The sequence below is a fragment of the Salipiger sp. ABF4_146 genome (assembly GCF_056161345.1).
This window is the reverse complement of sequence record NZ_JBSWYX010000007.1, coordinates 242,573-266,426: the sequence shown is the minus strand read 5'-3', so window position 1 is coordinate 266,426 and position 23,854 is coordinate 242,573. Positions and strand designations below refer to the sequence as shown.

Sequence of the window (23,854 nt, the reverse complement as noted above, 5' to 3'; positions counted from 1 at the left end):
CGGACCGGGATCAGGCGGCTTCGGCCTGCTCCGCGGCTGCGGCTGCGTGACGACGCTCGCTCTCCTCGCGCGACAGCGCGACGGAGGTACGAACACCTTTCGACACGAATTCCATCAGGCCCGACACAACCCGCTCGTTGGGGTCGATACCGGCGCAGCTGAGAACTTCACGACCATCGCGCGAGCGTGCCCAGCGGGCGATCTGCTCGGGGCCGTTGCCGTATTTCTTGTCATCGGCGATTGCATCGTCGAGCGCAGCCAGAACCACAGCGGCGAAAAGTTTCCGCGCGCGGTTGCCTTGTTCGGCATGGTAGGCTGTGCTGTCCACGAAATCCTTCATCTTTCGACCTTTATGATTATTGCTCTTGTCTTTTCTGGCGTACGCGGCTGTATGAACTATTCCATTCGATTCGGATACATCACAAACGCATAGCGTCGTTGCATTCGGTGCATGTCTCGGCTTGTAGGGAACACGAGATACGTTGTATTGCACGGGGCGAACCGGCCATATATAGGAGGCCGGAAAATCCCTTCAACCTTACTGCGAAGTTTTGACCCCATGCCCAAGATCAACGGTAACGAGATCCGCCCCGGCAACGTTCTGGAGCACAACGGTGGCCTCTGGGCCGCGGTGAAGGTCGACCACGTCAAGCCCGGCAAGGGCGGTGCCTTCGCGCAGGTCGAGATGAAGAACCTGCGCAACGGCTCCAAGCTGAACGAGCGTTTCCGTTCGGCGGATAAGGTCGAGCGCGTGCGCCTCGAGCAAAAAGACATGCAGTTCCTCTTCGAGAGCGACGGCATGCTCAGCTTCATGGACACCGAGACGTTCGATCAGGTCGAACTGCCGTCCGACATCCTTGGCGAGCGTCGCCCGTTCCTGCAGGACGGCATGACCATCGTTGTGGAATTCTACGAGTCCGAAGCGCTGAACGCGACGCTGCCGCAAAAGGTGGTCTGCAAGGTCGTCGAGACCGAGCCGGTCGTCAAAGGCCAGACCGCCGCCAACAGCTTCAAGCCCGCCGTGCTCGACAATGGCGTGCGCGTCTCTGTTCCGCCCTTCGTCGGGCAGGACGAGGACATCGTCGTGAACACCGAGACCATGGAGTATTCGGAACGCGCATAACCCGCGCGCCGACCACTTTGTCCCCGTGCGATCCGGGGGCGACAGAACGATGAACCAAAGGGCCTCCGGCGCACCAGCCAGGAGGCCCTTTTGATGTTTAACTCTCCGATCTCCCGCTGCGATGTGCAGGATGTGCCGGCGCTGGCCCGCATGCTGCGCGGAACGCCGCTCCCGTCCGGTGGCCAGCACTGGCCTGCCGAACCCGGTGGCGAGGCCGGGCGGCGGGCGTATGTCGCGGCACTGCTGGATGCAGGCGTGCAGCTGCTGGCCTACCACGCCGAGGCGGTGCCGCGCGGCTACCTGATGTGGCGCTGGGGGGAGGCGGGGCGCAGGGCGCGGCTCGAGCATATCTGGGTGGAACCGTCATGGCGCCGCCGCGGGGTCGGTCGGCGGCTGATCGCCGCCTTCGAGGCCGAGATCGCAGGGCAGGGCGCGATCGGGTGGGAGAGCCCCCTGACCGAGGGCAGTGCCCCGACGGGTGCGCTTATGGCGCGTGCGGGTGCGCGCCGGTCGGCGGCCGGTCTGGGGAAGGGGTTTCAGAAACCGGTTTGATCCAGCAGGCCGCGTACCATCCCGGCATAGCTGCCGCCAAACAGGCGCAGGTGCACCAGTGCGGGAAACAGCTGGTAGATCGGGCGGCGCGCGTCGCGGCCCGGGTCTGTCTCGCCATAGCCCTGCCAGAACGCGGCGGGCGGCGTGCCGAAAAGCTCCAGAAGGGCCAGATCGACTTCGGCGTGCCCGTAGTAGCTGGCCGGATCGATCAGCGCGGCGGCGCCTTGCATGAACAGCGCGTTTCCGGTCCAGAGATCGCCGTGCAGCAGCGCTTTCGGCGGTGAGGCGGGCAGCAGGTCCGGCAGGTGCCGGGACAGTGTCTCGACCCGCGTGGCAAGCGCGGTTGGAAGATGCGGCACGAAAGGCAGAAGCCGCGCCGCGGCCCAGAAACCCGGCCAGTCGTCTCGCGGCGCGTTGTCGAGGCGCAGGGTGCCAAAGCCGTAGCTCTCGGCCCAGCCGTAGCTATCGCCACGCGCCGCATGCAGCCTGCGCAACTCTAGTCCGAGCGCCTGCCACCCGGCGGCGCTTGCGCCGGTTTCGGGCAGCGCCTCCAATGCCAGCAGATCGCCCTCCTGCGCCAGCACCTGCGGCGCGCGGGCCCCTGCGGCGGCGATGGCCTGCAGCATCCGCGCCTCGGGCCCAACCAGCGTGCCGCGTTTGATCACGACCGCCCGCCCATCGGCGAGGGTCGCCAGTTGCACCTCCGACAGATCGCCGCCGTGCAGGGCGCGGGCGCCGGTGATTGCCGATCCCAGCGCGCGCTCCAGCGCGGCGCGGCTCAAGAGACCCGGCGCAGGGTGGCTTCGCCCGCGGTCATCTCGCCCTTCGCGCGGTCAAAGCGCAGGTAGGCGATGGCGCGGTCGCCGGACCGGGTGAACAGCGTGCCGGCCGGTTTTCCATCCGCCTCGATGGCGGTGCCGACCGCGGCGTCGCCATCGATCTCGACAGTGGCGAGACCTTTGCGCAGCTCGGTCTTGTGCTTCATCCGGGCGACCACTTCTTGGCCGATGAAGCAGCCTTTCCGGAAGTCGACGCCGTTGAGCCGGTCAAAGCCCGCCTCGAGGATGAACGTGTCGGGGGTCAGTTCGATGCCGGTTTCGGGCACGCAGGCGGCAACGCGCAGCGCGTCCCAGTCGGCCTCTTCGCCGGGCTGGCCGTCGTAGCCGCGCCAACCCATGCGGGGATCGCGCGGGTCAGGATACGCGCCCTCGGGTTCCGGTCCGGTGCCGCGGCTGACGGCGATCTCGGTGGGCGTGACGTCGACCTTGGCGCGCAGCTTGTAGAGCGTCAGCGCCTTGGTCAGATCGGCGGCCAGCGGCTCGGCCACATCGATCAGGATCGAGCCGTCTTCGCGCGGCACGAGGAAGAAATCGGCCCGGTACTTGCCCTGAGGTGTCAGCAGCGCAGTATAGACCAGCCCGTCGCTGAGCCTGCCGAGGTCGTTGGTGACAAGGTTCTGCAGAAAGTCGTGGGCCTCTGGGCCGCTGACGCGCAGAACGCTGCGCTGTGTTTCCGTGGTGGCGGTCATGGGAACTCCGTCCTGAATGTCTTGGGGCGGAGTATAGGTGTGATGCGGGGCAGGTGACAGGGGGCGGCGGTCAGCCGGTCTGTTCATCCTCGAACTGCATGGCGTGCAGACGCGCATAGGCACCGTTTTTCGCAAGCAGTTCGGCATGCGTGCCCTGTTCGACCACTTGGCCGGCGTCCATCACCACGATCTTGTCGGCGCCGCGTACGGTCGACAGGCGGTGCGCGATGACCAGCGTGGTGCGCCCGGCAGAAAGCCGGTCGAGCGCCGCCTGCACCACCTGTTCCGAGGCCGCGTCGAGCGCCGAGGTCGCCTCGTCCAGCAGCAGGATCGGCGTGTCGCGCAGCAAGGCGCGGGCGATGGCGACGCGCTGACGCTGCCCGCCCGACAGATTGCTGCCGCGGGTGCCCGCCGGGCTGTCGAGCCCCTGCGGCAGACGCGGCAGGAAATCGGAGACATGCGCCGCCTCCAGCACGGTCTGCAACTGCTCTTCCGAGACGTCCTCGCGGCCCAGCAAAATGTTCTCGCGCAGGCTGTCCTCGAACAGCAGCGCATCCTGACTGACCACCGAGTAGAGCCCGCGCAGATCGGCAAGGCGCATGGCGTCGGTGCGGATGCCGCCGATGGTCACCTCGCCACTCTCGGGGTCGACCAGCCGGGTCAGCACGTTGAACACCGTCGACTTGCCCGCGCCAGACGCGCCGACCAAAGCGGTGGTCTTGCCCGCCTCGGCGGTGAAGCTGGTGCCGCGCAGCACGGCGGATCGGGCGTAGGACAGGGTCACATCGTCCAGCACGATCTCCGGCACGCCGTCCGGCACGGGCAGCGGATCCGGTGGGTCGCGCAGCGCCGGTTTCATATCCAGCAGTTCCTTGATCCGCTCGATCGAGGCAGCGGCGATCTGCCATGTGCCGCTGATCGCCCCCAGCCGGCGCAGGGGTTCGAAGGCGAGGCCGATGGCGGTGAAGAAGGCCATGAAGTCGCCGACGGTTTTCTGCCCCGAGATGATCTCGCCGCCGCCATAGATCAGCACGGCAAGGATGCCGATGCCGGACATCACGTCGATGAGGCCGGGGATCGCGGATTGCCCGAGGCTCGAGGAGACGGTGGTGCGCACGCGCTCGCGGGTGAGCCGGCGGTAGCGCGCGGCCTGATAGTCCTCGAGTCTATTGAGCTTGATCGGCACGATGCCGTGGAACACCTCGTTGAGCCGCGTCGACAGCCCGGCCGAGATGTCGCGCGCGCGGCGGGCGTATTTGCGCACGTAGCGCTGCAGCAGGATCGACGGGGCGACCATCAGCGGCACGCCGATCAACGCCACCAATGTCCAGCGCCAGTCCATGCCCAATGCCACGCCGAACAGCGAGACCAGCGCGACCACGTCGCGCCCGGCGCCGGTGATCAGGATGCGCCAGACCTTGTTGATCGCTTCCACGTCGCCTTCGACGCGCTGCATCAGGTAGCCGGGGCCGTAGGCTTGGTGAAAGCTGCCGTCGAGCGTCATCAGATGCGACAGCAGATCGTTGCGGATGTCGGCGACGGTCAGCTGCGAAACCCGCGTCAGCATGACCTTCTGCACGATGCTGGCCAGTGCCCGGATCGCGAAGATCGCAAAGATCGCCACGCCCACCCAGACCAGCGCCGACCGGCTGCCGCCGACGAGCACCTCGTCGAACATCGGCTTCATCATGTAACTCAGAAAGCCGAACATCGAGCCTTCGAGCATCATGAACACCAGCGCGACGGAGATCTGCCAGCGATAGCGCCAGAGGTAGTTACGCCCCAGCCAGAGCAGCAGCTTGCGCGAGTCCCCTTTGGGGGTCTTGGAGAGTTTTTTGGTCTCGGACGTGTCCGCGCTCATGCCATCTCTTCCGGCGGGCGCTTCGCGTTGAAGCCCGCCTGTAGTTTCTTGGCATTGTACTCGGTGCGAATCCAATCTTCGAAGGAAATCGGATCACGCCGGTTGCGGGCGGCGTATGTGTCTAGAATGTAGCCCTGAATCCCGGTCTTGGTGAATTCGAGGTGAACGTATTTGAGACCCATCTGCTTGCGCGCCTCCTCGACCGGCACGCCCTCGAACACCATCAGGTAGACGGCGGAGGCGAAGCCAGCCCGATCAGCGCCGGATTTGCAGTGGAAAATCAGCGGCTTTTCAGCGCTGCGCAGGGTATCGATCAGATGCACGACGCGCTCACGCTTGGGCGCCGACCGGGCCCAGAGCTTGGCGTGCAGCAGCGTCAGCCCCAGCTTCTCGCAGCTCTCCTTTTCAAAAAGGTAGTGCGAGAACTTCTCTTCGCCGCGCAGGGTGATCACGGTCTTGATGCCCATCGCGGCGTATTTCTCGAACCGCGCATGCGTCGGCTGGTTCGAGCGCCAGACGCCCGGCGCCAGCTGCCAGAAATTGGTCCAGAACATGCGCAGGAACGCGTGGTCGAACACGTGGTAGTGCAACTTCGACAGCGCCCGCGCACGGGGGGTCGAGATATCCTTGCCGAACGACCGGCGGAAGCGCCGTTCGGCGCTCTCGATCTTGTCCCAGAGCTTCGTCAGCATTGCTCAATTCCTGTACCTGTCGGGCGGTCGTTTACGGGCTAAGGTGCCTGCTGGCAAGCGTCGCGCGTCTTGCGCCCGGAGGTGATTGACCTCGGCGCAGCCGCCGTTAGGTTGGCTCTCGCCCCGGAATTTCAAGGGGTGCTTTCGGAGTTTCCCCATGTCTCTAGCCCACGGTCGCCCCTATCTGGCCATTCCCGGTCCGTCCGTCATGCCCGACGCAGTCCTGCGTGCGATGCACCGCGCGTCGCCGAATATCTATGAGGGCGCGATCGTCGATATGGTTGCCGGGATGATCCCCGATCTGCGCTATGTTGCGAAGACCGAGGCGGCCAAGGTGGCGATCTACATCGCCAACGGCCACGGTGCATGGGAGGCGGCGCTCGCCAATGTGGTGGGCGAAGGCGACAAGGTGCTGGTGCCCGCGACTGGCCGGTTTGCGCATGGCTGGGCCGAGATGGCCCGCGGCCTTGGCGTTGAGCCTCAGATCCTCGAGTTCGGCACCAAGTCCACCTACGACCCTGAGCTGATCGCCGATGCGCTGCGCGCCGACACGGCGCGCGAGATCAAGGCGGTTCTGGTCAGCCATGTCGACACCGCCAGTTCAGTGCGCAACGACATCGCCAGCCTGCGCGCGGCGATGGACAGCACCGGCCACCCGGCACTGCTGATGGCCGACTGCGTCGCTTCGCTGGGGGTCGAGGAATTCCATATGGATGCCTGGGGCGTCGACATCATGGTCACCGGCTCGCAAAAGGGGCTGATGGTGCCGCCGGGGCTGGGCTTTGTCTTCTTCAACGACAAGGCCGAAGCGCGGCGCGCCGAGATGAAGCGCGTCAGCCTCTATTGGGATTGGACGGCGCGCGGCGCGCCGGATTTCTTCTACCAGTATTTCGGCGGAACAGCGCCGACGCACCATCTCTACGGGCTGCGCACCGCGCTCGACATGATCCGCGAAGAGGGAATCGAGCAGGTGTGGCATCGCCACGCGGTGCTCGCCCGGGCGATCTGGGCCGCTGCAGAGACGTGGGGCGAGGGCGGCCCGCTGACGCTGAACATCGAGGATCGCGCCCTGCGCAGCCACGCAGTCACCGCGTTGCGGCTGGGCAAGCCTTATGGCGCGCAGCTGCGCAAATGGTGCGAGAGCGAGGCGGGGGTGACGCTGGGCATCGGCCTTGGCATGGCCGAGCCCGACGATCCCGGCGGCACCGGCTTTTTCCGGCTTGGCCACATGGGGCACGTCAACGCGCATATGATCCTTGGTCTGCTGGGTGTGCTCGAGGCGGGTTTCACCTCGTTGGGCATCCCGCATGGGCAGGGCGCCATGTCGGCCGCCGCGGCGGAAATCGCCAAGGGCTAAGGAAGCGCTAAGGCGCGGGCCATCGCGCTTTCGGCCTGTGTCTTCAGATCCTGTGCCTTCAGAACCTGCGCCTTCAGATACCATGCCGTCAGAGACCGCCTCAAACGCGCCGGCGCTCCGTAGGGGCTGGCGCTATGACTTTTAGGAGAGCGACGTCGCTGGCAGTGCAGGCAGCGTCAGGTCTGCGGTGGGGTCGTCTCGTCGTTGCGGCGGTGGTCGATCACCGAGATGACGTGGTTGATCGCCACGCCGGCGATCACCGCGATGCCAAGGCCGTAGCTGATCCACAGCAACAGCAGAACGGCAAAGATCACCACGAAGAGCAGAACGAGATTGGCGCTGAAGAAGTCGGGGCGCGGGGGTTCGGAATAGGGGGCCATGATGCGATCCTCGGACGGGCCATGTCGAAGGCGGGCAGAAAGACAAAGTTCAATAGAAGAAGGGTAGCGCAACCTTCCCTTTGGTCACGCATCAGGCTGATCAAAACTTGTTTCTAAAAGGTTGCGCGGCGACGTGCTGCCAAACTCCGGCGCAATATTTGTGCACAAGCCCGCAGAGGGCGGGCTTGTAGGGCAGGCTCAGGCGGCGCTGGTGCCGCGCGCCTCTTCCAGTGCGCCGGGCAGCGCCTCGGCCAGCGCGTCGAGGTCGTCGGGCGTGCCAGCGCCGATGCGGATGCAGCGGTTCTGCGGTGCCACGAAGGGCATCCGCACGAAGACGCCGCGCTTGCCGAGACCCTCCAGCACCGCCTTGGCGAAAGCGCCGTCGCCGCCGCAATCTACCGCGACGAAATTGGTGGCCGAGGGCAGGGCGGTTAGCCCGTTGGCCTTGGCGATCTCGGCGATGCGCATACGCGCTTGGGCGACCTTGTCGATGGTCTGCTGCAGCCACGCGCCGTCCTGCAGCGCGGCCAGCGCCCCGGCCTGCGCGGTGCGGTTCATGCCGAAGTGGTTGCGGATCTTGTCGAAGCCGCGAATGAGCGGCGCCGCCGCCAGCGCGTAGCCGACGCGCGCGCCCGCCATCGCATAGGCTTTCGAGAAGGTGCGGAAGCGGATCACCCGCGGGTCCTCAATGTCGATCTCGGGCGCGGTCCCCTCGGGGGCGAACTCCACATAGGCCTCGTCGAGCACCAACAGCGTGCCCTCGGGCACCGCATCGAGCTGCGCGGCGATCTCGGCGCCGGATTTCCACGATCCCATCGGATTGTCTGGGTTGGCGAAATAGACCAGCTTGGCATCAACCTCGGCGGCCTTGGCCAGCAACGCGGGCAGATCCTCGCCGTCGTCCTTATAGGGCACCTTGTGCAGCGCGCCGCCAAAGCCCGCCACGTGGTAGTTGAAGGTGGGATAGGCGCCGTCCGAGGTGACCACGGCGTCGCCCTGCGCCACCACCAGCCGTGTCAGATAGCCCAGCAGCCCGTCGATGCCTTCGCCGACCATGACGTTCTCGGGGGCCACGCCATGATGCGCGGCGATGGCGTTGCGCAGATCGAAGCTGCTCGAGTCGCCGTATTTCCAGATCTCCGCCGCCTCGCGCTGCATCGCCTCGATCGCGCGGGGCGAGGGGCCAAAGACGTTCTCGTTGGCGCCGATGCGGGCGCGGAACGGTGCGCCGCGCTCGCGTTCCTGCGTTTCCGGGCCGACGAAAGGCACGGTCTCGGGAAGGGATGCGACGAGCGGGGTGTAGCGAGGTCCAGTCATGGGCCGGAGATATGCCGCAGCGCCCGCGCTCTGGCAAGAGCCTGCGCGGGGCGGCGGGCACGCAAAACCCCCGGAACCATGGGCTCCGGGGGCACTGACAAAACGATTTTGACGCGTCACTCGTTACCGTTCTGGCCGTCGCGCGGGGCGACGACCGGAATGCGCACTCACTCGGCCTTCATCGCCTCGATCGAGATCTCGACTTCAACTTCGTCGCTGACGTAGGGCGCGAACATGCCGACGTTGTAGTCCGAGCGGATCAGCGTGGTGGTGGCGTGGAAGCCGAGCCAGGGCTTGCCTTCCATCGGGTGCTCGCCCGCTTGGGTCAGAACCGCGTCGAGCACGACTTCCTTGGTCACGCCGTTCAGCGTCAGGTCGCCGGTGATCAGGCCGGTGTCTTCGCCGGTCACTTCGATCGACTTCGAGGTGAAGGTCACGGTGTTCTCGTCGGTCGCACCGAAGAAATCTTCGCTCATGAAGTGATCGTAGCGACCCTGCCAGCCGGTGATCATTGAGGTGACGTCGAAGGAGGTGGTCACGGTCGAGGCGGCGGGGTCTTCGGCGTCATACTCGATTTCACCTTCGAAGCCGCCGAACATGCCGTAGCCTGTCGAGAAGCCGAGGTGGTTGTAGGAGAACACGATCTGCGTGTGGCTGGCGTCGAAGACATAGCTTTCGGGTGCGGCAGCTGCGGCGAACGGGGCAAGCGCGACGGCGCCGGCAAGCAGAAGGGATTTCATATCGGATAACTCCGCTGGTGTTGTGCGTTTTCGATGCCTGAACATGGGGGCATGTGCCGCGCCGCGGCAATTCGGCCTGCGCCCACAGGGTATGTTGAAATTCGAACACTGGACTTCTGCGCATGTGCACCGGTGCTGGATATGCCGCGCCGCAGCCCTAGCATGGAGCGAGGGATTGACCCCGCCATGGGTTGGGGTCAGGTTCCGCCGCGAAGAGATCACCCGGAAAGATTGCCGATGGCCCGTACCCCGCCACCTTTTGCCCCGTTCGAATGGATGATCGCCTGGCGCTATCTGCGCGCCCGGCGCGCCGAGGGCGGGGTCAGTGTGATGACCTGGATCAGCCTGATTGGCATCACCCTCGCGGTCTTCGCGCTGATCGCCACGCTGGCCGTGCGCTCTGGCTTCCGCGCCGAGTTCGTCGACACCATTCTTGGCTCGAACGCCCATGTCACCGTCTACGCCGCCGCGCGCGAGGATGAGTTCGAACGCACCGTGCGCACCTTCCCCGACTATGCCGAGCGCGCCGCCGCCGTGGCCGAAGTGCCCGGCGTGACCCGCGCCGCGCCTCTGGTGAAGGGGCAGGTGATGGGCAACGCCAACGGCCGCAACGCCGGGGTCGAGGTGTTCGGCATCACCGCAGAGGACCTGCAGGGCATCCGCCGCATCGTCGATCCCGAGACCGGGCGCGGCGATCTTTCGCGCTTTGGCGAGGGCATCGCGCTCGGCTCGGGCGTGGCGCGCGAGCTAGGTGTGGACGTGGGCGATGAGGTCAAGCTGATCTCGCCCGAGGGCGTGAAGACCGCCTTCGGCGTCTCGCCGCGCGTAAAGGCCTATGAGGTGACGTGGATTTTCACCGCCGGACGCTACGACATCGACCGCACCCGCGCCTATATGCCCTTCGAGGAGGCGCAGCTTTACTTCAACCGCGAAGGCGTCGCCGACGAGCTTGAAGTGATGGTCGAAGACCCCGAGCAGGTCGACGGCCTGACCACCGCCATCCAGCAGGCCGCGGGGGCGGGCGCGCTGATCTGGACATGGCAGGACGCCTCGGGCGGCTTCCTGCGCGCGCTGGAGGTCGAGGACAACGTGATGTTCGTGATCCTGTCGGTTCTGGTACTGATCGCCACGATGAACATCGTCTCGGGCCTGATCATGCTGGTGAAGAACAAGGGCCGCGACATTGGCATTCTGCGCACCATGGGGCTGACCGAAGGCTCGGTGCTGCGGGTCTTTTTCATCTGCGGCGCCTTCACCGGGGTGATCGGCACGATCATGGGCGTGGTGCTGGGCTGTCTCTTTGCCATCTACATCGATCCGATCTTCTCGTTCGTGAACTACGTCGCCGGTGGCGGCGTCTGGGACCCGGCGGTGCGCGGCATCTACGCGCTGCCCGCCAAGCTGCAGTGGGGCGACGTCTTTGCCGCTATGGCGCTGTCGCTCGGCCTGAGTTTCATCGTGACGATCTTTCCCGCGCGCCGCGCCGCGCGTATGAACCCCGTGGAGGCGCTGCGTTATGAGTGATCCCGTTCTGCGCCTCTCGGGCATCGAGAAATTCTACAACCGCGGCGCGCCCAACGAGGTGCAGGTGCTGCGTGGCGCCTCGCTTGAAGTGCAGCGCGGCGAGGTGGTCGCGCTGGTCGCTCCCTCCGGTGCTGGCAAGTCGACATTGCTGCACATCGCCGGGCTGCTCGACACCGCCGACGCGGGCGAGGTGGCGATTGCCGGTGAGGTGCTGGGCGGCAAGTCCGACCGTCGCCGCACCATCGTGCGCCGTCAGGAGGTGGGCTTTGTCTACCAGTTCCACCACCTGCTGCCCGAGTTCACCGCGCTCGAGAACATCACCCTGCCGCAGCTTGCCAACGGCGTGCCCGCCGCCGAGGCCGAGGCGCGCGCCAAGGACCTTTTGGGCAGCGTCGAGTTGCAGGACCGCGTGGCGCACCGCCCCGCCGCGATGTCGGGTGGCGAGCAGCAGCGTGTTGCCTTCTGCCGCGCCATGGCCAACGCGCCGAAGCTGTTGCTGGCGGATGAGCCCACGGGCAACCTTGATCCCACCACCTCCGACCGGGTCTTCGGTGCCTTGATGACACTGGTGCGCGAGACCGGGCTGTCGGCGCTGATCGCCACCCATAACCTTGAACTGGCAGGCCGCATGGACCGGCAGGTCGAGATGCGCGAGGGCCAGTTGGTGCCGCTCTGAGCGCCGCGAGAAGACCCCTGCGGGGCCGTGGCGCTGCCCGATTTTCGTCAAACTTGAGCATCAGGGTTCCGGGGACTTAGCCTTTGGAGTCGCCTTCATGCCGCTGGAATTACTTGTCGCGCTCGCGGCGCTTTTCCCCTTTGCCGCCGTCGCCTTTCCGATGGGCGGCGACGATGACGACGAGGACACCTCGGACGATGCCGATGTTGCGGAGCTCGGTGAGGGGCTGATCCTTCCGGTGGAGGAGGAGGCCGACGCCGAAGACGGTCCCACTGATGACGTTGTCGAAAGCGGCGCCGACGATGTGGTGGAAGACATCGCGGACGAGGGCGCCGAGGACACGCCAGAGGACACCCCGGACGAGGGCGGCGCCGACACCCCGGACGATGGCACCGGCGAGGACGCTGCTGTTGATGCGCCAGCCGGCCAAGAGGGCGCGACGGACGACGATCTCGGCGCGGACGGCCCTGACACGTCCGAAGACAGCGAGGGCGGGGACACCGCCGCCGAAGAGGCCACGGGCGAAGACACCGGGGCTTCGGGCATGGACGACGCCACCACAGACGCCACCACCGAGGACACTGAGACGGCGGTCGAAGTGGGCTCGAGCGGCGACGCCAGCGATGATGCGGCTGGCGACGACCTCGGCGATGCCTCGGGCGAGGACACAGTCGACGAACCCATCGCCGCCGCCACCGACGGCGACGATACGCTCACCGGCACCGATATCGGTGACATCATCTTGGCGGGCGATGGGGCGGATGTGCTGAGCGGCGGCGGCGGCTCCGACAGCCTGTCGGGCGAGGCGGGCGACGACTACGTCGAAGGCGGCAGCGGCGGCGACACGCTCGTCGGGGGCGGCGGGGCCGACACGCTGCTCGGCGGCTCGGGGGACGATCTGCTCTGGGGGGCGGACGCAGAGGGTGACGACGCCGAGAGCGATCTGCTGATCGGTGGCACCGGTGATGACACGCTGATGCTGGGTGAGGGGGATCTGGCCCTCGGCGGCGCCGGATCCGACAGTTTTGTGCTCTCCGACGGTGCGATCATAGAGGATTTCGACGAGGCCGAAGACCTCATCGTCTTCAGCCACAGCGGTGCCGAGACGCCGGGCATCGCCGCGCAGGTGGCCAGTTCCAGCGGGCTGGTGGTGACGCTCGACAACGGCGCCTCTGTCACGCTGATCGGGCGCAGCGCGCCGATCACCTCGGCCAGCCTTGCTTTCGTGGCCGAAGGCTGAGGCGTCGGCTCAGCGCTGCGCGAGGAACACGCCCGCCGCCATCATCGCAATGCCCAGCCCGCGCTGCGCCGAGATCGGCGCGGGTTTCACGCCAAGCAGGCCGAAATGGTCGATCAGCGCGGCGCTGATCAATTGCCCCAGCAGCACGAAGAACACTGCCCGTCCGACGCCGAAGGTGGGCGCCACATAGGTGATGCTCAGCACGTAAAAAGCGACGAAAAGCCCGGCGAGGAACAGATGTTTCGGCGCGTCCACGGCGCGTGCGATGGGCCGGGGATCGAGCGAGAAGAGCACGATCACGCTGGCGCTCAGCGCCACGCAGAACAGTACCACCGCCGCCGCCGCGGGCGAGCCCATCCAGCCCCCAAGCCGCGCGTTGAGCGCAGCAAGCACCGGAATGCCGATCCCGGCGGCGAGCATGATGAGGGCTTGGGCGGGCATGGCGGTCTCCGGCGGCTGGCTGGCGTGATGTCTGGCGCGAGACTGGCCCGGTGCGGGCGGAATGTCACCCCCGCCGGATGGCCGGCGCGAAAGCCGACCTGCGGTCTTGATCCCCCGCGCGCGGCGCGCGAGACATGGGAAACAGGCAGGACGAGGGATACGCGCCGATGAACACCGAGACGATGAGCACTGAGACGACACACAAGCCGCTGCATCCGCGGAACTGGGCCTTTGGCGCGGCGGCGCTGCTGGCGCTTGGCGCCTGCATGGAGGCTTCGATGCCCGAACCGGCGGACGGGCAGGCGCTCTTTGTCGAGTATTGCGCCGCCTGCCACGGCAATTCGGGCACCGGCGACGGGCCGCTGGCCGCCGATCTGGGCGGTGCCCCGGCAGACCTGACGCGTATTGCCGCGCGCCGCGACGGGGTGTTCCCGCGCGCCGAGGTGCTGTCGAAGATCGACGGCTACACCCGTTCCGATCTCGACGGCCCGGCGATGCCCGAGTTTGGCGAACTGCTGAAAGGCGACGAACTGCCGCTCGACACCGGCGATGGCGTGCTGACGCCGACACCGCGCAAGATGGTGGCGCTGCTGGAATACCTCGAGGCGATACAGGTGGCCGAGTAACGACCGCGCCCGTCGCAAGAGGGGGTAGACGCCTGCCAAGGCGTCTCGTGCCCGATGCAGGCCACTATCCTAGGCCTGCATCCTCTCCATTCTAAGACGGTGCGAGATTGGCGTGGCCCCAAAGGGACTGCGTGCGACGGTGAGGTCGAGGCCGCTGCGCTTCGGGGGGGCGACCGGCTCCGGGTTAGGCCCCCACCGCCTTGCGTGCCATGTCCCAATAAAGCGTCGCGACCTCGTCTTCGGAAAGTCGCCCGCCCTCGCGATACCACGTGTTCACCCCGGTCAGCATGGCGATCAGCGCGAAGGCGGCGATCCGCGTATCGGGCACCGAAAGTTGCCCGGCGGCGCGCCCGTCGCGCAGGATTTGCTCCAGCACCGCCTCATATCGCCCGCGCAGGTCTTCGATCACCGCGAAGTTCTCGGGCTCGAGATTGCGCAACTCCATATAGGAGATGAAAATCGATTCCGGTCGCCGCAGCGTGAAGCCGATATGGAACCGCACAAAGGCCTCGAGCCGCGCCAGAGGGTCGTCGGGGCGCGGTTCGGCCTGCCACGCCTCCAGAAGCTCGTCCATATGCCCCTTCATCAGCGAGACCAGCAGCGCCTGCTTGTCGGGGATGTAATTGTAGAGCGCGCCGGCCTGCACTCCGACCTCCGATGCGATTTTGCGCATCGAAACGGCGGCATAGCCGTGTTTTGCAAAGAGCCGCAGCGCCGCCTCGCGGATCCGCGGCCCGGTGATGTCGGAGTGCGATCCTGCAGTACGAGCCATGCGGGCAGTTTTATCTGAACGATTGTTCAGATCAAGCGCCTTGCGCCGCGGCCTTGCCCTGCGCCACCGCTTGCGGCAAGACGGGCACAGTGTCCAGCGAAAGACGTCTCACCGCCATGCGCCCCGTGCTCCCGTTCAGCCTCGTGCCTTTTTGCCTTTGCGCCATGCTGGCGGCCTGCACCGATTTCCCCGAGTTCGATGGCGCGCAGAGCCGCGGTGTGGCCAGCGCGCCATGGCCCGATCTGGTGCCGATGTCCGATCTGCTGGCCGCGCCTGCGCCGGTCCGGGCACAGCCCGAAACCAGCGAGACCCTGACGGCCCGCGCCGAGGCGCTGCGCCGCCGCGCCGCCGGGCTGCAGGGGGGCGAAGTGGTCGCAAGCGGCGCGCGTGGCCGCATGCGGCAAGGCGTGCGCACCGAGGCGCTTACCGAGGCCGCCATGTCCGGCGAAGAGGGGGCCTTGGCTCCCGACGCAGAGGGTGCCGGCGCAGCAGACAGCAGCGCAGACACCGCGCCGCTGACCGGCACCGCGGCGGACGATCAGACCGACGAGTAAGCGGCGATCCTGCCCTGAATACCCCCAATATGCGCCCCGGCGCTGCCGAGACGCCGTTGCACAGCCGCGGCGATACGGCTAAGGCGGCGCACACCAAATCACACCGCCCTTAGTTTACCGAAGATAGAAGGATCCCGCATATGTCTGAACCTCTCCGCCTGGGGATTGCGGGCCTTGGCACTGTCGGCGCCGGCGTCGTCAAGATCGTCCAGCAAAAGGCCGATCTGCTGCAGACCCGTTCGGGCCGCAAGATCGTGATCAGCGCGGTCTCTGCCCGCAACCGCGACAAGGACCGTGGCGTCTCGCTCGAAGGCTACGCATGGGAAGACGATCCGGTGGCGCTGGCCAAGCGCGACGATGTTGATCTGCTGGTCGAGCTTATGGGCGGCTCGGACGGTCCGGCGAAAGCCGCGACCGAGGCGGCGCTGAAGGCCGGCAAGGATGTGGTCACCGCCAACAAGGCGCTGCTGGCCCATCACGGGCAGGCGCTCGCCGAACTGGCCGAAAGCACCGGCGGCGTGCTGCGCTTCGAAGCGGCGGTCGCGGGCGGCATCCCGGTGATCAAGGCGCTGACCGAGGGGCTGGCCGCCAACCGCATCACCCGCGTCATGGGCGTGATGAACGGCACCTGCAACTACATCCTGACGCGGATGGAAAGCGCGGGCCTGTCGTATCAGGAGGCCTTTGCCGAGGCCGACGGTCTGGGCTTTCTCGAGGCTGACCCCGAGCTTGACGTCGGCGGCATCGACGCCGGTCACAAGCTCTCGCTGCTGTCGTCCATCGCCTATGGCACACAGGTTGCCTTCGACGCGGTCGAGCTTGAAGGCATTGGCCGCGTGTCGATCGACGACATCCGTCAGGCCGCCGACATGGGCTACCGCATCAAGTTGCTGGGCGTCTGCCGCCTGACCGAGCGCGGGCTGGAGCAGTCGATGGCGCCGAGCCTCGTGCCCGCGTCCTCGCCGCTGGGGCAACTCGAGGGCGGCACCAACATGGTGGTGATCGAGGGCGACGACGTTGGCCAGATCGTGCTGCGCGGCGCTGGCGCCGGCGAGGGACCGACCGCCTCGGCGGTGATGGGCGACGTGATGGATGTGGCCCGCGGCACCCGCGTGTCGACCTTCGGGGCCCCGGCCTCGGCGCTGGTGGCGGCGCCCTCGGCGCAGGCCACCACGCCCGCGCCCTACTACCTGCGCATGGCGCTGGCCGACCGGCCCGGCGCGCTGGCCAAAGTGGCCGCGGCGCTCGGCGAGGCGGGGGTGTCGATCAACCGCCTGCGCCAATACGGCCAGAGCACCACGTCCGACACTGCGCCGGTGCTGATCGTGACGCACAAGACGACGCGTGCCGCGCTCGATTCGGCGCTGGTGGCCATGGAAGAGACCGGGGTGGTGCATGGCACCCCCGTGGCGCTGCGAATCGAAGCGGTCTGACTCCGTTCAGACGCCGCGACGCGCGCTTTGTCATCCTGCTGATACCGAACCGCCGTCGCGCCGTCATGCGCGGCGGCGGTTAGCGCGAGCGGGCTTGCCCTTCGTCGACCCTGCGCGCTACACCCTTCCCAACGGTAAATTTTTCAAGGAAGACTCCATGTCGGCTCCCATCGATTTCAATGACCGCATGCTTTCTCTGGGCCTCGCCCGGGTCGCCGAGCAGGCCGCCATCGCCTCTGCCAGCCTGATCGGCCGCGGCGATGAGAAGGCCGCGGACCAAGCTGCGGTCAACGCCATGCGCGACCAGCTCAACATGCTGGACATCGCCGGCGTGGTGGTGATCGGCGAGGGCGAACGCGACGAAGCGCCGATGCTCTACATCGGCGAGGAAGTGGGCACCGGCAATGGCCCGGGCGTGGACATTGCGCTCGACCCGCTGGAAGGCACCACGCTGACCGCCAAGGACATGCCCAACGCGCTGACCGTGATCGCCATGGGCCCGCGCGGCTCGATGCTGCATGCGCCCGACGTCTACATGGAAAAGCTGGCCATCGGTCCGGGCTACGACGAAGACACGGTGACCCTCGAGATGAGCCCGTCGGAACGCGTCGCGGCGCTGGCCAAGGCCAAGAACTGCGCGATGACCGACATTACCGTCTGTATCCTCGAGCGTCCGCGCCATGAGGATCTGATTGCCGAAGTGCGCGCCACCGGCGCGGGCATCCGGCTGATCACCGACGGCGACGTGGCGGGCGTGATGCACTGCGCCGAGCCCGAGATCACCGGCATCGACATGTACATGGGCTCGGGCGGCGCGCCGGAAGGCGTTCTGGCCGCCGCAGCGCTGAAGTGCATGGGCGGCCAGATGTACGGCAAGCTGCTGTTCCGCAACGACGACGAGCGCGGCCGCGCCGCCAAGGCCGGGATCACCGAACTGGACAAGGTTTACAAGCGCGACGAACTGGTCACCGCTGACGTGATCTTCGCCGCCACCGGCGTGACCAACGGCTCGATCCTCTCGGGCATCAAGCGCCAGCCGGGCTGGATCGAGACCGAAACCATTCTGATGCGTTCCAAAACCGGCTCGGTGCGCCGGGTGCAGTACCGCAACCCGTTCGAGGGCTGAGCGCGGGCCGGTCCTCGCCGGATTTGCGTATTTTCAAAGAGAAGAAGGGGCTCGCGTCGCGCGGGCCCCTTTGCGTTGTGCATCGATGATGTTTCGGGTCCATGCGGCTTCTTCTCTTTCCAAATACGCAAATCCGACCGCGCCACCGCGCACTGCCGCCCGTTCCGTTTCCCGCCGTTTCGCGCTAGGAGGGGGCCGATTTCGGGCAGAGTGAAAAGACGCGAGGGCCGCATGAGCTATCTGGGAGTGGAGCAGTCGCTGACCGGGCGGCGCTGGGTGGGGCCGGCGGTCGAGATCGACCGGCAGGCCGAGGCGCTGGTGCAGATGACGCATCTGCCGCGCCCGCTTTGCGCGGTGCTGGCGCGGCTTGGGGTGCCCGGCGAGGAAGTGCCGGGGTTTCTCGAGCCGAAGCTGCGCGACCTGATGCCCGACCCGCGCTCGATGCGCGACATGGACAAGGCCTCGGGCCGCATCCTGCAGGCGGTGCAACGGCGCGAGCGCATCGCCATCTTCGCCGATTACGATGTCGACGGCGGCAGTTCGGCGGCGCTGCTCATCGACTGGCTGCGCCAGCTGGGGCTGGAGGCGACGCTCTATGTCCCCGACCGGATCGACGAGGGCTACGGCCCCAACGTTCCGGCGATGCAGAAGCTGGCCTCGGCGCATGATCTGATCATCTGCGTCGACTGTGGCACGCTTTCGCATGAGCCCATCGCCGCGGCGCAGGGCGCGGATGTGGTGGTGCTCGATCACCACCTCGGCGGCGAGACACTGCCGGAGTGCGTTGCGGTGGTGAACCCCAACCGGCAGGACGAGGATGGCGCGCTGGCGCATCTGTGCGCGGCCGCTGTTGTTTTTATGGTGCTGGTCGATTGCGGGCGGCTGATGCGCGAGGCGGGCACGCGCGGCCCGGACCTCATGTCGCTGCTCGATCTGGTGGCGCTGGCCACCGTTGCCGATGTGGCGCCGCTGCGCGGGGTCAACCGCGCGTTCGTCCGCGCGGGCCTGCAGGTCATGTCGCGGCGCGAACGCCCCGGTCTTGTGTCGCTGTCGGATGTGGCGCGGCTCGACACGGCGCCGTCGTCCTATCATCTCGGCTATGTGCTCGGGCCGCGGATCAACGCCGGCGGACGGATCGGGCAGGCCGATCTTGGCGCGCGGCTGCTCTCGACCCGCGACCGGCATGAGGCCGAGGCGCTGGCCGAACGGCTCGACAAGCTCAACTCCGAGCGCCGCGAGGTCGAGGAGGCGGTGCGCGCCTCGGCGCTGGCGCAGGCCGAAGAGCGCGGGCTCGACGCGCCTCTGGTCTGGGCGGCGGGCGAAGGGTGGCACCCGGGTGTGGTGGGCATCGTCGCCTCGCGCCTCAAGGAGATGACCAACCGGCCCTCCATCGTCATTGGCTTCGACGGCGGCGAGGGCAAGGGCTCGGGCCGCTCTGTCTCGGGCGTTGATCTGGGCGCGAGCATCCAGAAGCTCGCCGCCGAGGGGCTGCTGATCAAGGGCGGCGGGCACAAGATGGCGGCGGGTCTCACCGTGGCCGAGGATAAGCTGGATGCGGCCATGGCGCGGCTGTCGGAGCTGCTGGCCAAGCAGGGCGCCGGGCAGGGCGGCGCGGCGGACCTGCGGCTCGACGGGCTGATGATGCCGGGGGTGGCCAGCACCGAGCTTTGTGACCGGATGGAGCAGGCCGGGCCGTTTGGCGCGGGGGCGCCGGGGCCGCGCTTCGCCATGCCCGATGCGCAGATTCTTTTCGCCAAGGAGGTCGGCACCGGGCACCTCAAGATCACTGCTGGGGACGGGCTGGGGGCGAAGATCGACGCGATCTGCTTTGGCGCGTTTGACACGCCGATGGGGCAGGCGCTGAGCCAGCACAAGGGCGCACGATTCCACCTCGCCGGACGCTTCGAGATCAATGAGTGGAACGGACGGCGCAACGTGCAGATGCGCCTGGAGGATGCTGCGCCTGCCGCAGGGTAAGTGGCGATCTTTCGGAATTTTCGTTTTTTGTCAGTGATTTGAGAAAAAATCACCGGAGGCTCTAAAAACCGTAAAATTCCGCTTGCAAGGGGGGGGCGCTTTGACTAGAACGCCCCTCACCAGCCGGCACGGCCCGTTCGTCTATCGGTTAGGACGCCAGGTTTTCAACCTGGAAAGAGGGGTTCGATTCCCCTACGGGCTGCCACTGGTTTTGCTTCTGTCCCCGCGGGGACAGGCAAAATCAGGGGTCAGAGACCGGGTCAGCTGGGGTTCATGAGGTTCGCAACAGCCTCTCCGTCGGTTCAAAAGTTTCGGCGGTCGCGTTGCAATGGCCCGTTCGTCTATCGGTTAGGACGCCAGGTTTTCAACCTGGAAAGAGGGGTTCGATTCCCCTACGGGCTGCCATTCCACCACTCACGCACCGGACACCATGAACCAGACGCCGGACAAGACGCTCAGGGCACACGCATTTTCGTGTGCCTTTTTGCGTTTGTGAGGTTCGCCGTCCGGGCAGCGAAAGCCGCTGTCCCCGCAGGGACAGCGCTCCGCTTCGCGCGCTCAGGTGGGAACCTTGTGCCGCCGGCGCACGCTGCCCGGGCGGTCGGGCAAGGCGAGCGTCGCGTCGTTGCGGGCCTGTTTCGAGACCACCTTGCCCTTGGAAATCACGCAAAGCCGGTCGGGCCGCAGGCGCAGCGCCTCAATCGGATCGCCCGCGTCGAGCACCACCAGCGAGGCCATATTGCCGACCGCCAGCCCGTAGCCATCCAGATGCAGGATCTTCGCGTTCTCTTCTGTCACCATGGTGAAGCAGCGCGCCATGTCCTGCGGCGAGGTCATCTGCGCCACATGCAGCCCCATGAAGGCCACGTCGAGCATGTCGCCGGTGCCGAGCGAATACCACGGGTCGCGCACGCAGTCCTGCCCCCAGCCGACGCGGATGCCCATGGCTTGCATCTCTTTCACACGGGTGAGGCCCCGGCGTTTGGGGAAGCTGTCGTGCCGCCCCTGCAGGGTGATGTTGATCAGCGGGTTGGGGATCGCGGAGATTTCCGCCTCTGCAATCAGGGGCAGTAGCTTTGACACGTAATAGTTGTCCATGGAGTGCATCGAGGTCAGGTGACTGCCCGCCACGCGCCCCTGTAGGCCGAGCCGCTGGGTCTCATAGGCGAGGGTCTCGATGTGGCGCGACAGGGGATCGTCGGTCTCGTCGCAATGGATGTCGACCAGCAGGCCGCGGTCTGCGGCGATCTCGCAAAGCTCCTTCAGCGAGGCGGCGCCGTCCGCCATGGTGCGCTCGAAGTGGGGGATGCCGCCGACCACGCCGACGCCCATGTCGAGTGCGCGGATCAGATTCTCGCGCCCCGTCGGCGTGCGCAGGAAACCGTCCTGCGGGAAGGCGACGAGTTGCAGGTCGAGGTAGGGTTTCACCTTCTCCTGCACTTCCAGCATCGCGGTGACGGTCTTGAGGTGATCGGGCGTGGTGTCGACGTGGCTGCGGATCGCCAGAAGGCCCAGAGAGACCGCCCAGTCGCAATACGCCAGCGCCCGCGCGACCATCTCGTCGACGCTCGCCTCTTCGCGCAGTTCCCCCCAGAGATCGATCCCTTCGAGCAGGGTGCCGGAGGCGTTGATCCGGGGGGTGCCATAGCTCAGCGTTGCATCCATGTGAAAGTGCGGATCGACGAAGGGCGGGGCGACGAGATCGCCGCTGGCGTCGATGGTCTCGCCGGCTTCGGAGCCCGCAAGATCGCCGATGGCGGCAATGCGGCCGCCGGTGATGCCGATGTCGGCGATGGTCCCGTCCGGCAGGGTGCCGCCGGTGACGAGGATGTCGAAAGTGGCCATTCAGCGCTCTCCGCGGTTGAAGGGGGTCATCAGCGCCGCGGGCACCTCGGCCCGGCGCGACATGAGAATGAGGGCGAGGATCGACAGCACGTAGGGGATCATCAGGAAGACCTGATAGGGCACCATCTGTCCCATCGGCGTTTGCTGCAGGCGTATCTGCAGCGCGTCGAACCCGGCAAAAAGCAGCGCGCCCAAGAGCGCCTTGCCCGGCTTCCACGCGCCGAAGACCACCAGCGCGATGCAGATCCAGCCGCGGCCGTTGACCATCTCGAAGAAGAAGGACGAGAAGGCCGACATGGTCAGGAAAGCGCCGCCCACGGCCATGAGGCCGGAGCCGACGATGACCGCGCCCATGCGGATCGCCGCCACCGAGAGCCCCTGCGCCTCTACCGCCTGCGGGTTCTCTCCGGCGGCGCGCACCGCAAGCCCAAGCGGCGTGCGGTAGAGCACCAGCGCCACCAGCGCGGCGCAGGCGAAGGCGGCCCATGTGAGCGCGGTTTGCGAGAACACGGCCTGACCCAGCCACGGGATGTCCGACAGCACCGGGATGTGCAGCGGCTGGAATGGATCGATACGCGGTGGGCTGGTGACCTCGGGCAGGGCGAGGCGGTAGGCGTAATAGGCCGACGACGTGGCAAGCATGGTGATGCCCAGACCCACCACGTGCTGCGACAGGCCAAAGGGCACCGTCAGCAGCGCGTGCAGCGCGCCGAAGGCCATGCCCGCCAGCAGCGCCACAAGCACGCCGGGCCAGAGGCCGAGCCCGGCGTAGACCGCCATCCAGCCGGCGAAGGCGCCGAAGACCATGATGCCTTCGATGCCGAGGTTGAGCACGCCCGCGCGTTCGCAGATCAGTTCTCCGAGGGTGGCGAAGATCAGCGGCGAGGCGATGCGCAACACAGCGGCCCAGAAGCTGGCGGAGATGAGAATGTCGATGATCTCGGTCATCCGCGCACCACCCGGACTTTCGTGAGCAGGATCGCCAGCACCATGAACAGCAGCGCCGTGGCGAGCAGGATGTCGGCGATATAGGTCGGCACCCCCGCGGCGCGCGACATGCTGTCGGCGCCGACGAAGACACCGGCCACGAAGAGCGCCGAGACGACGACCCCCAAGGGGTGCAGCAGCGCCAGCATGGCGACAACGATGCCGGTATAGCCGAAGCCGGGCGACAGGTCGGCGGTGAGATTGCCCTTCAGCCCGGCCACTTCCGAAAAGCCCGCGAGCGCGGCGAGCCCGCCGGAGATCAGCGCGGTCTTCACCAACACCCGGCCCACAGGGATGCCGGCAAAGCGTGCCGCTTCGGGGTTGAGGCCGGTGGCGCGGATCTCGTAGCCGAGCGTGCTGCGGGTCTGCATGAGCCAGACGGCGGCGGCCGAGATCAGCGCAAGGCCGAACCCCCAGTGCAGCCGCAGCCCCTCAACAAGGCGCGGCAGGCGCGCGTCCCTCGGCAGGGCGGGCGACTTGGGCCAGCCCATGCCCATCGGGTCCTTCAGCGGGCCTTCGAGCAGATAAGAGATGAACAGCGCCATGATGAAGTTGATCAGCAGCGTGGTCACCACCTCATCGACCCCGAGCCGTGTCTTCAGCAGCACCGGCCCGAGCAGCACCAGCGCCCCGGCAAGCACCGCGCCGAGCGCCATCAGCGGCAGCGCGAGAGGCCCCGGCAGGCCAAGCTGCGTGCCGATCACCACGGTGACCAGCGCGCCCGCGTAAAGCTGCGCCTCGGCGCCGATATTCCAGAGCTTGGCGCGGAAGGCGACCGAGATGGCGAGGCCGGTGAAAATGAGCGGCGTCGCGCGGTTGAGCGTTTCCAGCAATGCGAACTTCGAGCCCGCAGCGCCCTTGACGATCAGACCCAGCGTGGCGAGCGGGTCGGCCCCGGCGATCAGCGCGAGGCCCATGGCGACCAGTACCGTGGCGCCGAGCGCCAGCATGGGCAGGCCGAGCGTGCGGGCGGGTGAGGGGGCGGTGATCGGATCAAGGCGCATGGCGGCCTCTGAGGGTTTGCGCTTTTGCCCCGGTGATGGCCTGGGCGGTGGGCGCGGGATTTGCGTATTTGGAAAGAGAAGAAGCGCGGACGGTCCACA

The 23,854-nt window shown here is 66.9% G+C and carries 24 protein-coding genes and 2 tRNA genes; 13 read left to right on the top strand and 13 right to left on the bottom strand.

Going from position 1 to position 23,854, the window contains the following annotated elements; all coding sequences use genetic code 11:
* Window positions 1-10 precede the first annotated feature (10 nt).
* Window positions 11-340 (bottom strand): DUF6280 family protein, encoded by a 330-nt coding sequence (locus ACXAJT_RS12665; RefSeq protein ID WP_066101377.1) that lies wholly within the window; start codon window positions 338-340, stop codon window positions 11-13.
* A 219-nt stretch (window positions 341-559) separates the two neighbouring features.
* Between ACXAJT_RS12665 and efp the strand changes: the two genes are divergently transcribed.
* Both efp and ACXAJT_RS12655 read left to right on the top strand, forming a co-directional pair.
* A complete protein-coding gene (gene efp / locus ACXAJT_RS12660) occupies window positions 560-1,123 on the top strand; it encodes an elongation factor P (protein WP_475235771.1) in 564 nt (187 codons plus the stop codon).
* Window positions 1,124-1,216: 93 nt separating this feature from the next.
* Window positions 1,217-1,675, top strand: a complete 459-nt coding sequence (locus tag ACXAJT_RS12655) for a GNAT family N-acetyltransferase (RefSeq protein WP_475235770.1) — start codon at window positions 1,217-1,219, stop codon at window positions 1,673-1,675.
* On the opposite strand, the gene ACXAJT_RS12650 is transcribed toward ACXAJT_RS12655, so the two are convergent.
* The 4 genes from ACXAJT_RS12650 to ACXAJT_RS12635 all read right to left on the bottom strand — a co-directional run bounded on the left by ACXAJT_RS12650 (window position 1,660) and on the right by ACXAJT_RS12635 (window position 5,756).
* Window positions 1,660-2,457, bottom strand: a complete 798-nt coding sequence (locus ACXAJT_RS12650) for a fructosamine kinase family protein (RefSeq protein WP_475235768.1) — start codon at window positions 2,455-2,457, stop codon at window positions 1,660-1,662. The genes ACXAJT_RS12655 and ACXAJT_RS12650 overlap by 16 nt on opposite strands.
* The gene (gene ygfZ, locus ACXAJT_RS12645; RefSeq protein WP_475235766.1) at window positions 2,454-3,203 is read right to left on the bottom strand and encodes a CAF17-like 4Fe-4S cluster assembly/insertion protein YgfZ; all 750 of its coding nucleotides are present in this window, start codon (window positions 3,201-3,203) and stop codon (window positions 2,454-2,456) included. The genes ACXAJT_RS12650 and ygfZ overlap by 4 nt, the downstream gene beginning before the upstream one ends.
* Window positions 3,204-3,273: 70 nt before the next feature.
* A complete protein-coding gene (locus ACXAJT_RS12640) occupies window positions 3,274-5,064 on the bottom strand; it encodes an ABC transporter ATP-binding protein (protein WP_475235764.1) in 1,791 nt (596 codons plus the stop codon).
* Complete coding sequence (locus ACXAJT_RS12635) at window positions 5,061-5,756, bottom strand: fused DSP-PTPase phosphatase/NAD kinase-like protein (RefSeq protein ID WP_475235763.1); 696 nt, start codon at window positions 5,754-5,756, stop codon at window positions 5,061-5,063. Before ACXAJT_RS12635 ends, ACXAJT_RS12640 begins: the two co-directional genes overlap by 4 nt.
* Window positions 5,757-5,913: 157 nt before the next feature.
* Here ACXAJT_RS12635 and ACXAJT_RS12630 point away from each other — a divergent pair, with 157 nt between their 5' ends.
* Complete coding sequence (locus ACXAJT_RS12630; RefSeq protein WP_475235762.1) at window positions 5,914-7,113, top strand: pyridoxal-phosphate-dependent aminotransferase family protein; 1,200 nt, start codon at window positions 5,914-5,916, stop codon at window positions 7,111-7,113.
* 176 nt (window positions 7,114-7,289) lie between these two features.
* Here ACXAJT_RS12630 and ACXAJT_RS12625 read toward each other — a convergent pair whose 3' ends face one another.
* From ACXAJT_RS12625 to ACXAJT_RS12615, 3 genes are all read right to left on the bottom strand, one after another.
* Window positions 7,290-7,493 carry a histidinol phosphate aminotransferase gene (locus ACXAJT_RS12625; protein ID WP_475235760.1) on the bottom strand — a complete coding sequence of 68 codons (204 nt, stop codon included), beginning with the start codon at window positions 7,491-7,493 and terminating at the stop codon, window positions 7,290-7,292.
* A gap of 198 nt (window positions 7,494-7,691) precedes the next feature.
* Window positions 7,692-8,810 carry a pyridoxal phosphate-dependent aminotransferase gene (locus tag ACXAJT_RS12620; protein ID WP_475235759.1) on the bottom strand — a complete coding sequence of 373 codons (1,119 nt, stop codon included), beginning with the start codon at window positions 8,808-8,810 and terminating at the stop codon, window positions 7,692-7,694.
* A 167-nt stretch (window positions 8,811-8,977) separates the two neighbouring features.
* Window positions 8,978-9,550, bottom strand: coding sequence for a YceI family protein (locus ACXAJT_RS12615; protein ID WP_475235757.1), 573 nt, complete (start codon window positions 9,548-9,550; stop codon window positions 8,978-8,980).
* A 237-nt stretch (window positions 9,551-9,787) separates the two neighbouring features.
* Here ACXAJT_RS12615 and ACXAJT_RS12610 point away from each other — a divergent pair, with 237 nt between their 5' ends.
* The 3 genes from ACXAJT_RS12610 (at window position 9,788) to ACXAJT_RS12600 (ending at window position 12,990) form a co-directional block, all read left to right on the top strand.
* Complete coding sequence (locus ACXAJT_RS12610; protein WP_475235756.1) at window positions 9,788-11,074, top strand: lipoprotein-releasing ABC transporter permease subunit; 1,287 nt, start codon at window positions 9,788-9,790, stop codon at window positions 11,072-11,074.
* Window positions 11,067-11,750 carry an ABC transporter ATP-binding protein gene (locus ACXAJT_RS12605; protein WP_475235754.1) on the top strand — a complete coding sequence of 228 codons (684 nt, stop codon included), beginning with the start codon at window positions 11,067-11,069 and terminating at the stop codon, window positions 11,748-11,750. Before ACXAJT_RS12610 ends, ACXAJT_RS12605 begins: the two co-directional genes overlap by 8 nt.
* Before the next feature lie 97 nt (window positions 11,751-11,847).
* Window positions 11,848-12,990, top strand: coding sequence for a calcium-binding protein (locus ACXAJT_RS12600; protein WP_475235752.1), 1,143 nt, complete (start codon window positions 11,848-11,850; stop codon window positions 12,988-12,990).
* 9 nt (window positions 12,991-12,999) lie between these two features.
* Here ACXAJT_RS12600 and ACXAJT_RS12595 read toward each other — a convergent pair whose 3' ends face one another.
* Window positions 13,000-13,431: a DMT family transporter gene (locus ACXAJT_RS12595; protein ID WP_475235750.1), complete on the bottom strand. Its 432-nt coding sequence runs from the start codon at window positions 13,429-13,431 to the stop codon at window positions 13,000-13,002.
* 134 nt (window positions 13,432-13,565) lie between these two features.
* Here ACXAJT_RS12595 and ACXAJT_RS12590 point away from each other — a divergent pair, with 134 nt between their 5' ends.
* On the top strand, window positions 13,566-14,057 hold the full coding sequence (locus ACXAJT_RS12590) for a c-type cytochrome (protein ID WP_475235747.1): 492 nt from the start codon (window positions 13,566-13,568) through the stop codon (window positions 14,055-14,057).
* 184 nt (window positions 14,058-14,241) lie between these two features.
* Here the strand turns inward: ACXAJT_RS12590 and ACXAJT_RS12585 are convergent, their stop codons facing one another.
* Window positions 14,242-14,829, bottom strand: a complete 588-nt coding sequence (locus ACXAJT_RS12585) for a TetR/AcrR family transcriptional regulator (RefSeq protein WP_475235745.1) — start codon at window positions 14,827-14,829, stop codon at window positions 14,242-14,244.
* 116 nt (window positions 14,830-14,945) lie between these two features.
* On the opposite strand from ACXAJT_RS12585, the gene ACXAJT_RS12580 reads away from it, so the two are divergent.
* The 6 genes from ACXAJT_RS12580 to ACXAJT_RS12555 all read left to right on the top strand — a co-directional run bounded on the left by ACXAJT_RS12580 (window position 14,946) and on the right by ACXAJT_RS12555 (window position 20,324).
* Entirely contained in the window at window positions 14,946-15,383 is a 438-nt protein-coding gene (locus tag ACXAJT_RS12580; protein WP_475235743.1) for a hypothetical protein, read from the top strand.
* A 140-nt stretch (window positions 15,384-15,523) separates the two neighbouring features.
* Window positions 15,524-16,816, top strand: coding sequence for a homoserine dehydrogenase (locus tag ACXAJT_RS12575; RefSeq protein ID WP_475235741.1), 1,293 nt, complete (start codon window positions 15,524-15,526; stop codon window positions 16,814-16,816).
* 157 nt (window positions 16,817-16,973) lie between these two features.
* Complete coding sequence (glpX, locus tag ACXAJT_RS12570) at window positions 16,974-17,942, top strand: class II fructose-bisphosphatase (RefSeq protein WP_475235738.1); 969 nt, start codon at window positions 16,974-16,976, stop codon at window positions 17,940-17,942.
* A gap of 231 nt (window positions 17,943-18,173) precedes the next feature.
* The gene (gene recJ / locus ACXAJT_RS12565) at window positions 18,174-19,919 is read left to right on the top strand and encodes a single-stranded-DNA-specific exonuclease RecJ (protein ID WP_475235737.1); all 1,746 of its coding nucleotides are present in this window, start codon (window positions 18,174-18,176) and stop codon (window positions 19,917-19,919) included.
* 130 nt (window positions 19,920-20,049) lie between these two features.
* Window positions 20,050-20,124 (top strand) — tRNA-Glu (locus tag ACXAJT_RS12560).
* 125 nt (window positions 20,125-20,249) lie between these two features.
* Window positions 20,250-20,324: transfer RNA gene (locus ACXAJT_RS12555), tRNA-Glu, on the top strand.
* Window positions 20,325-20,477: 153 nt separating this feature from the next.
* Here the strand turns inward: ACXAJT_RS12555 and ACXAJT_RS12550 are convergent.
* Genes ACXAJT_RS12550 through ACXAJT_RS12540 form a run of 3 tightly spaced genes read right to left on the bottom strand, consistent with a single transcriptional unit; the run spans window position 20,478 to window position 23,755 of the window.
* The gene (locus ACXAJT_RS12550; RefSeq protein WP_475235735.1) at window positions 20,478-21,764 is read right to left on the bottom strand and encodes an amidohydrolase family protein; all 1,287 of its coding nucleotides are present in this window, start codon (window positions 21,762-21,764) and stop codon (window positions 20,478-20,480) included.
* Window positions 21,765-22,712, bottom strand: a complete 948-nt coding sequence (locus ACXAJT_RS12545) for an ABC transporter permease (RefSeq protein ID WP_475235733.1) — start codon at window positions 22,710-22,712, stop codon at window positions 21,765-21,767. It lies immediately after the preceding gene.
* Complete coding sequence (locus ACXAJT_RS12540; RefSeq protein ID WP_475235732.1) at window positions 22,709-23,755, bottom strand: ABC transporter permease; 1,047 nt, start codon at window positions 23,753-23,755, stop codon at window positions 22,709-22,711. Before ACXAJT_RS12540 ends, ACXAJT_RS12545 begins: the two co-directional genes overlap by 4 nt.
* Window positions 23,756-23,854: the final 99 nt, after the last annotated feature.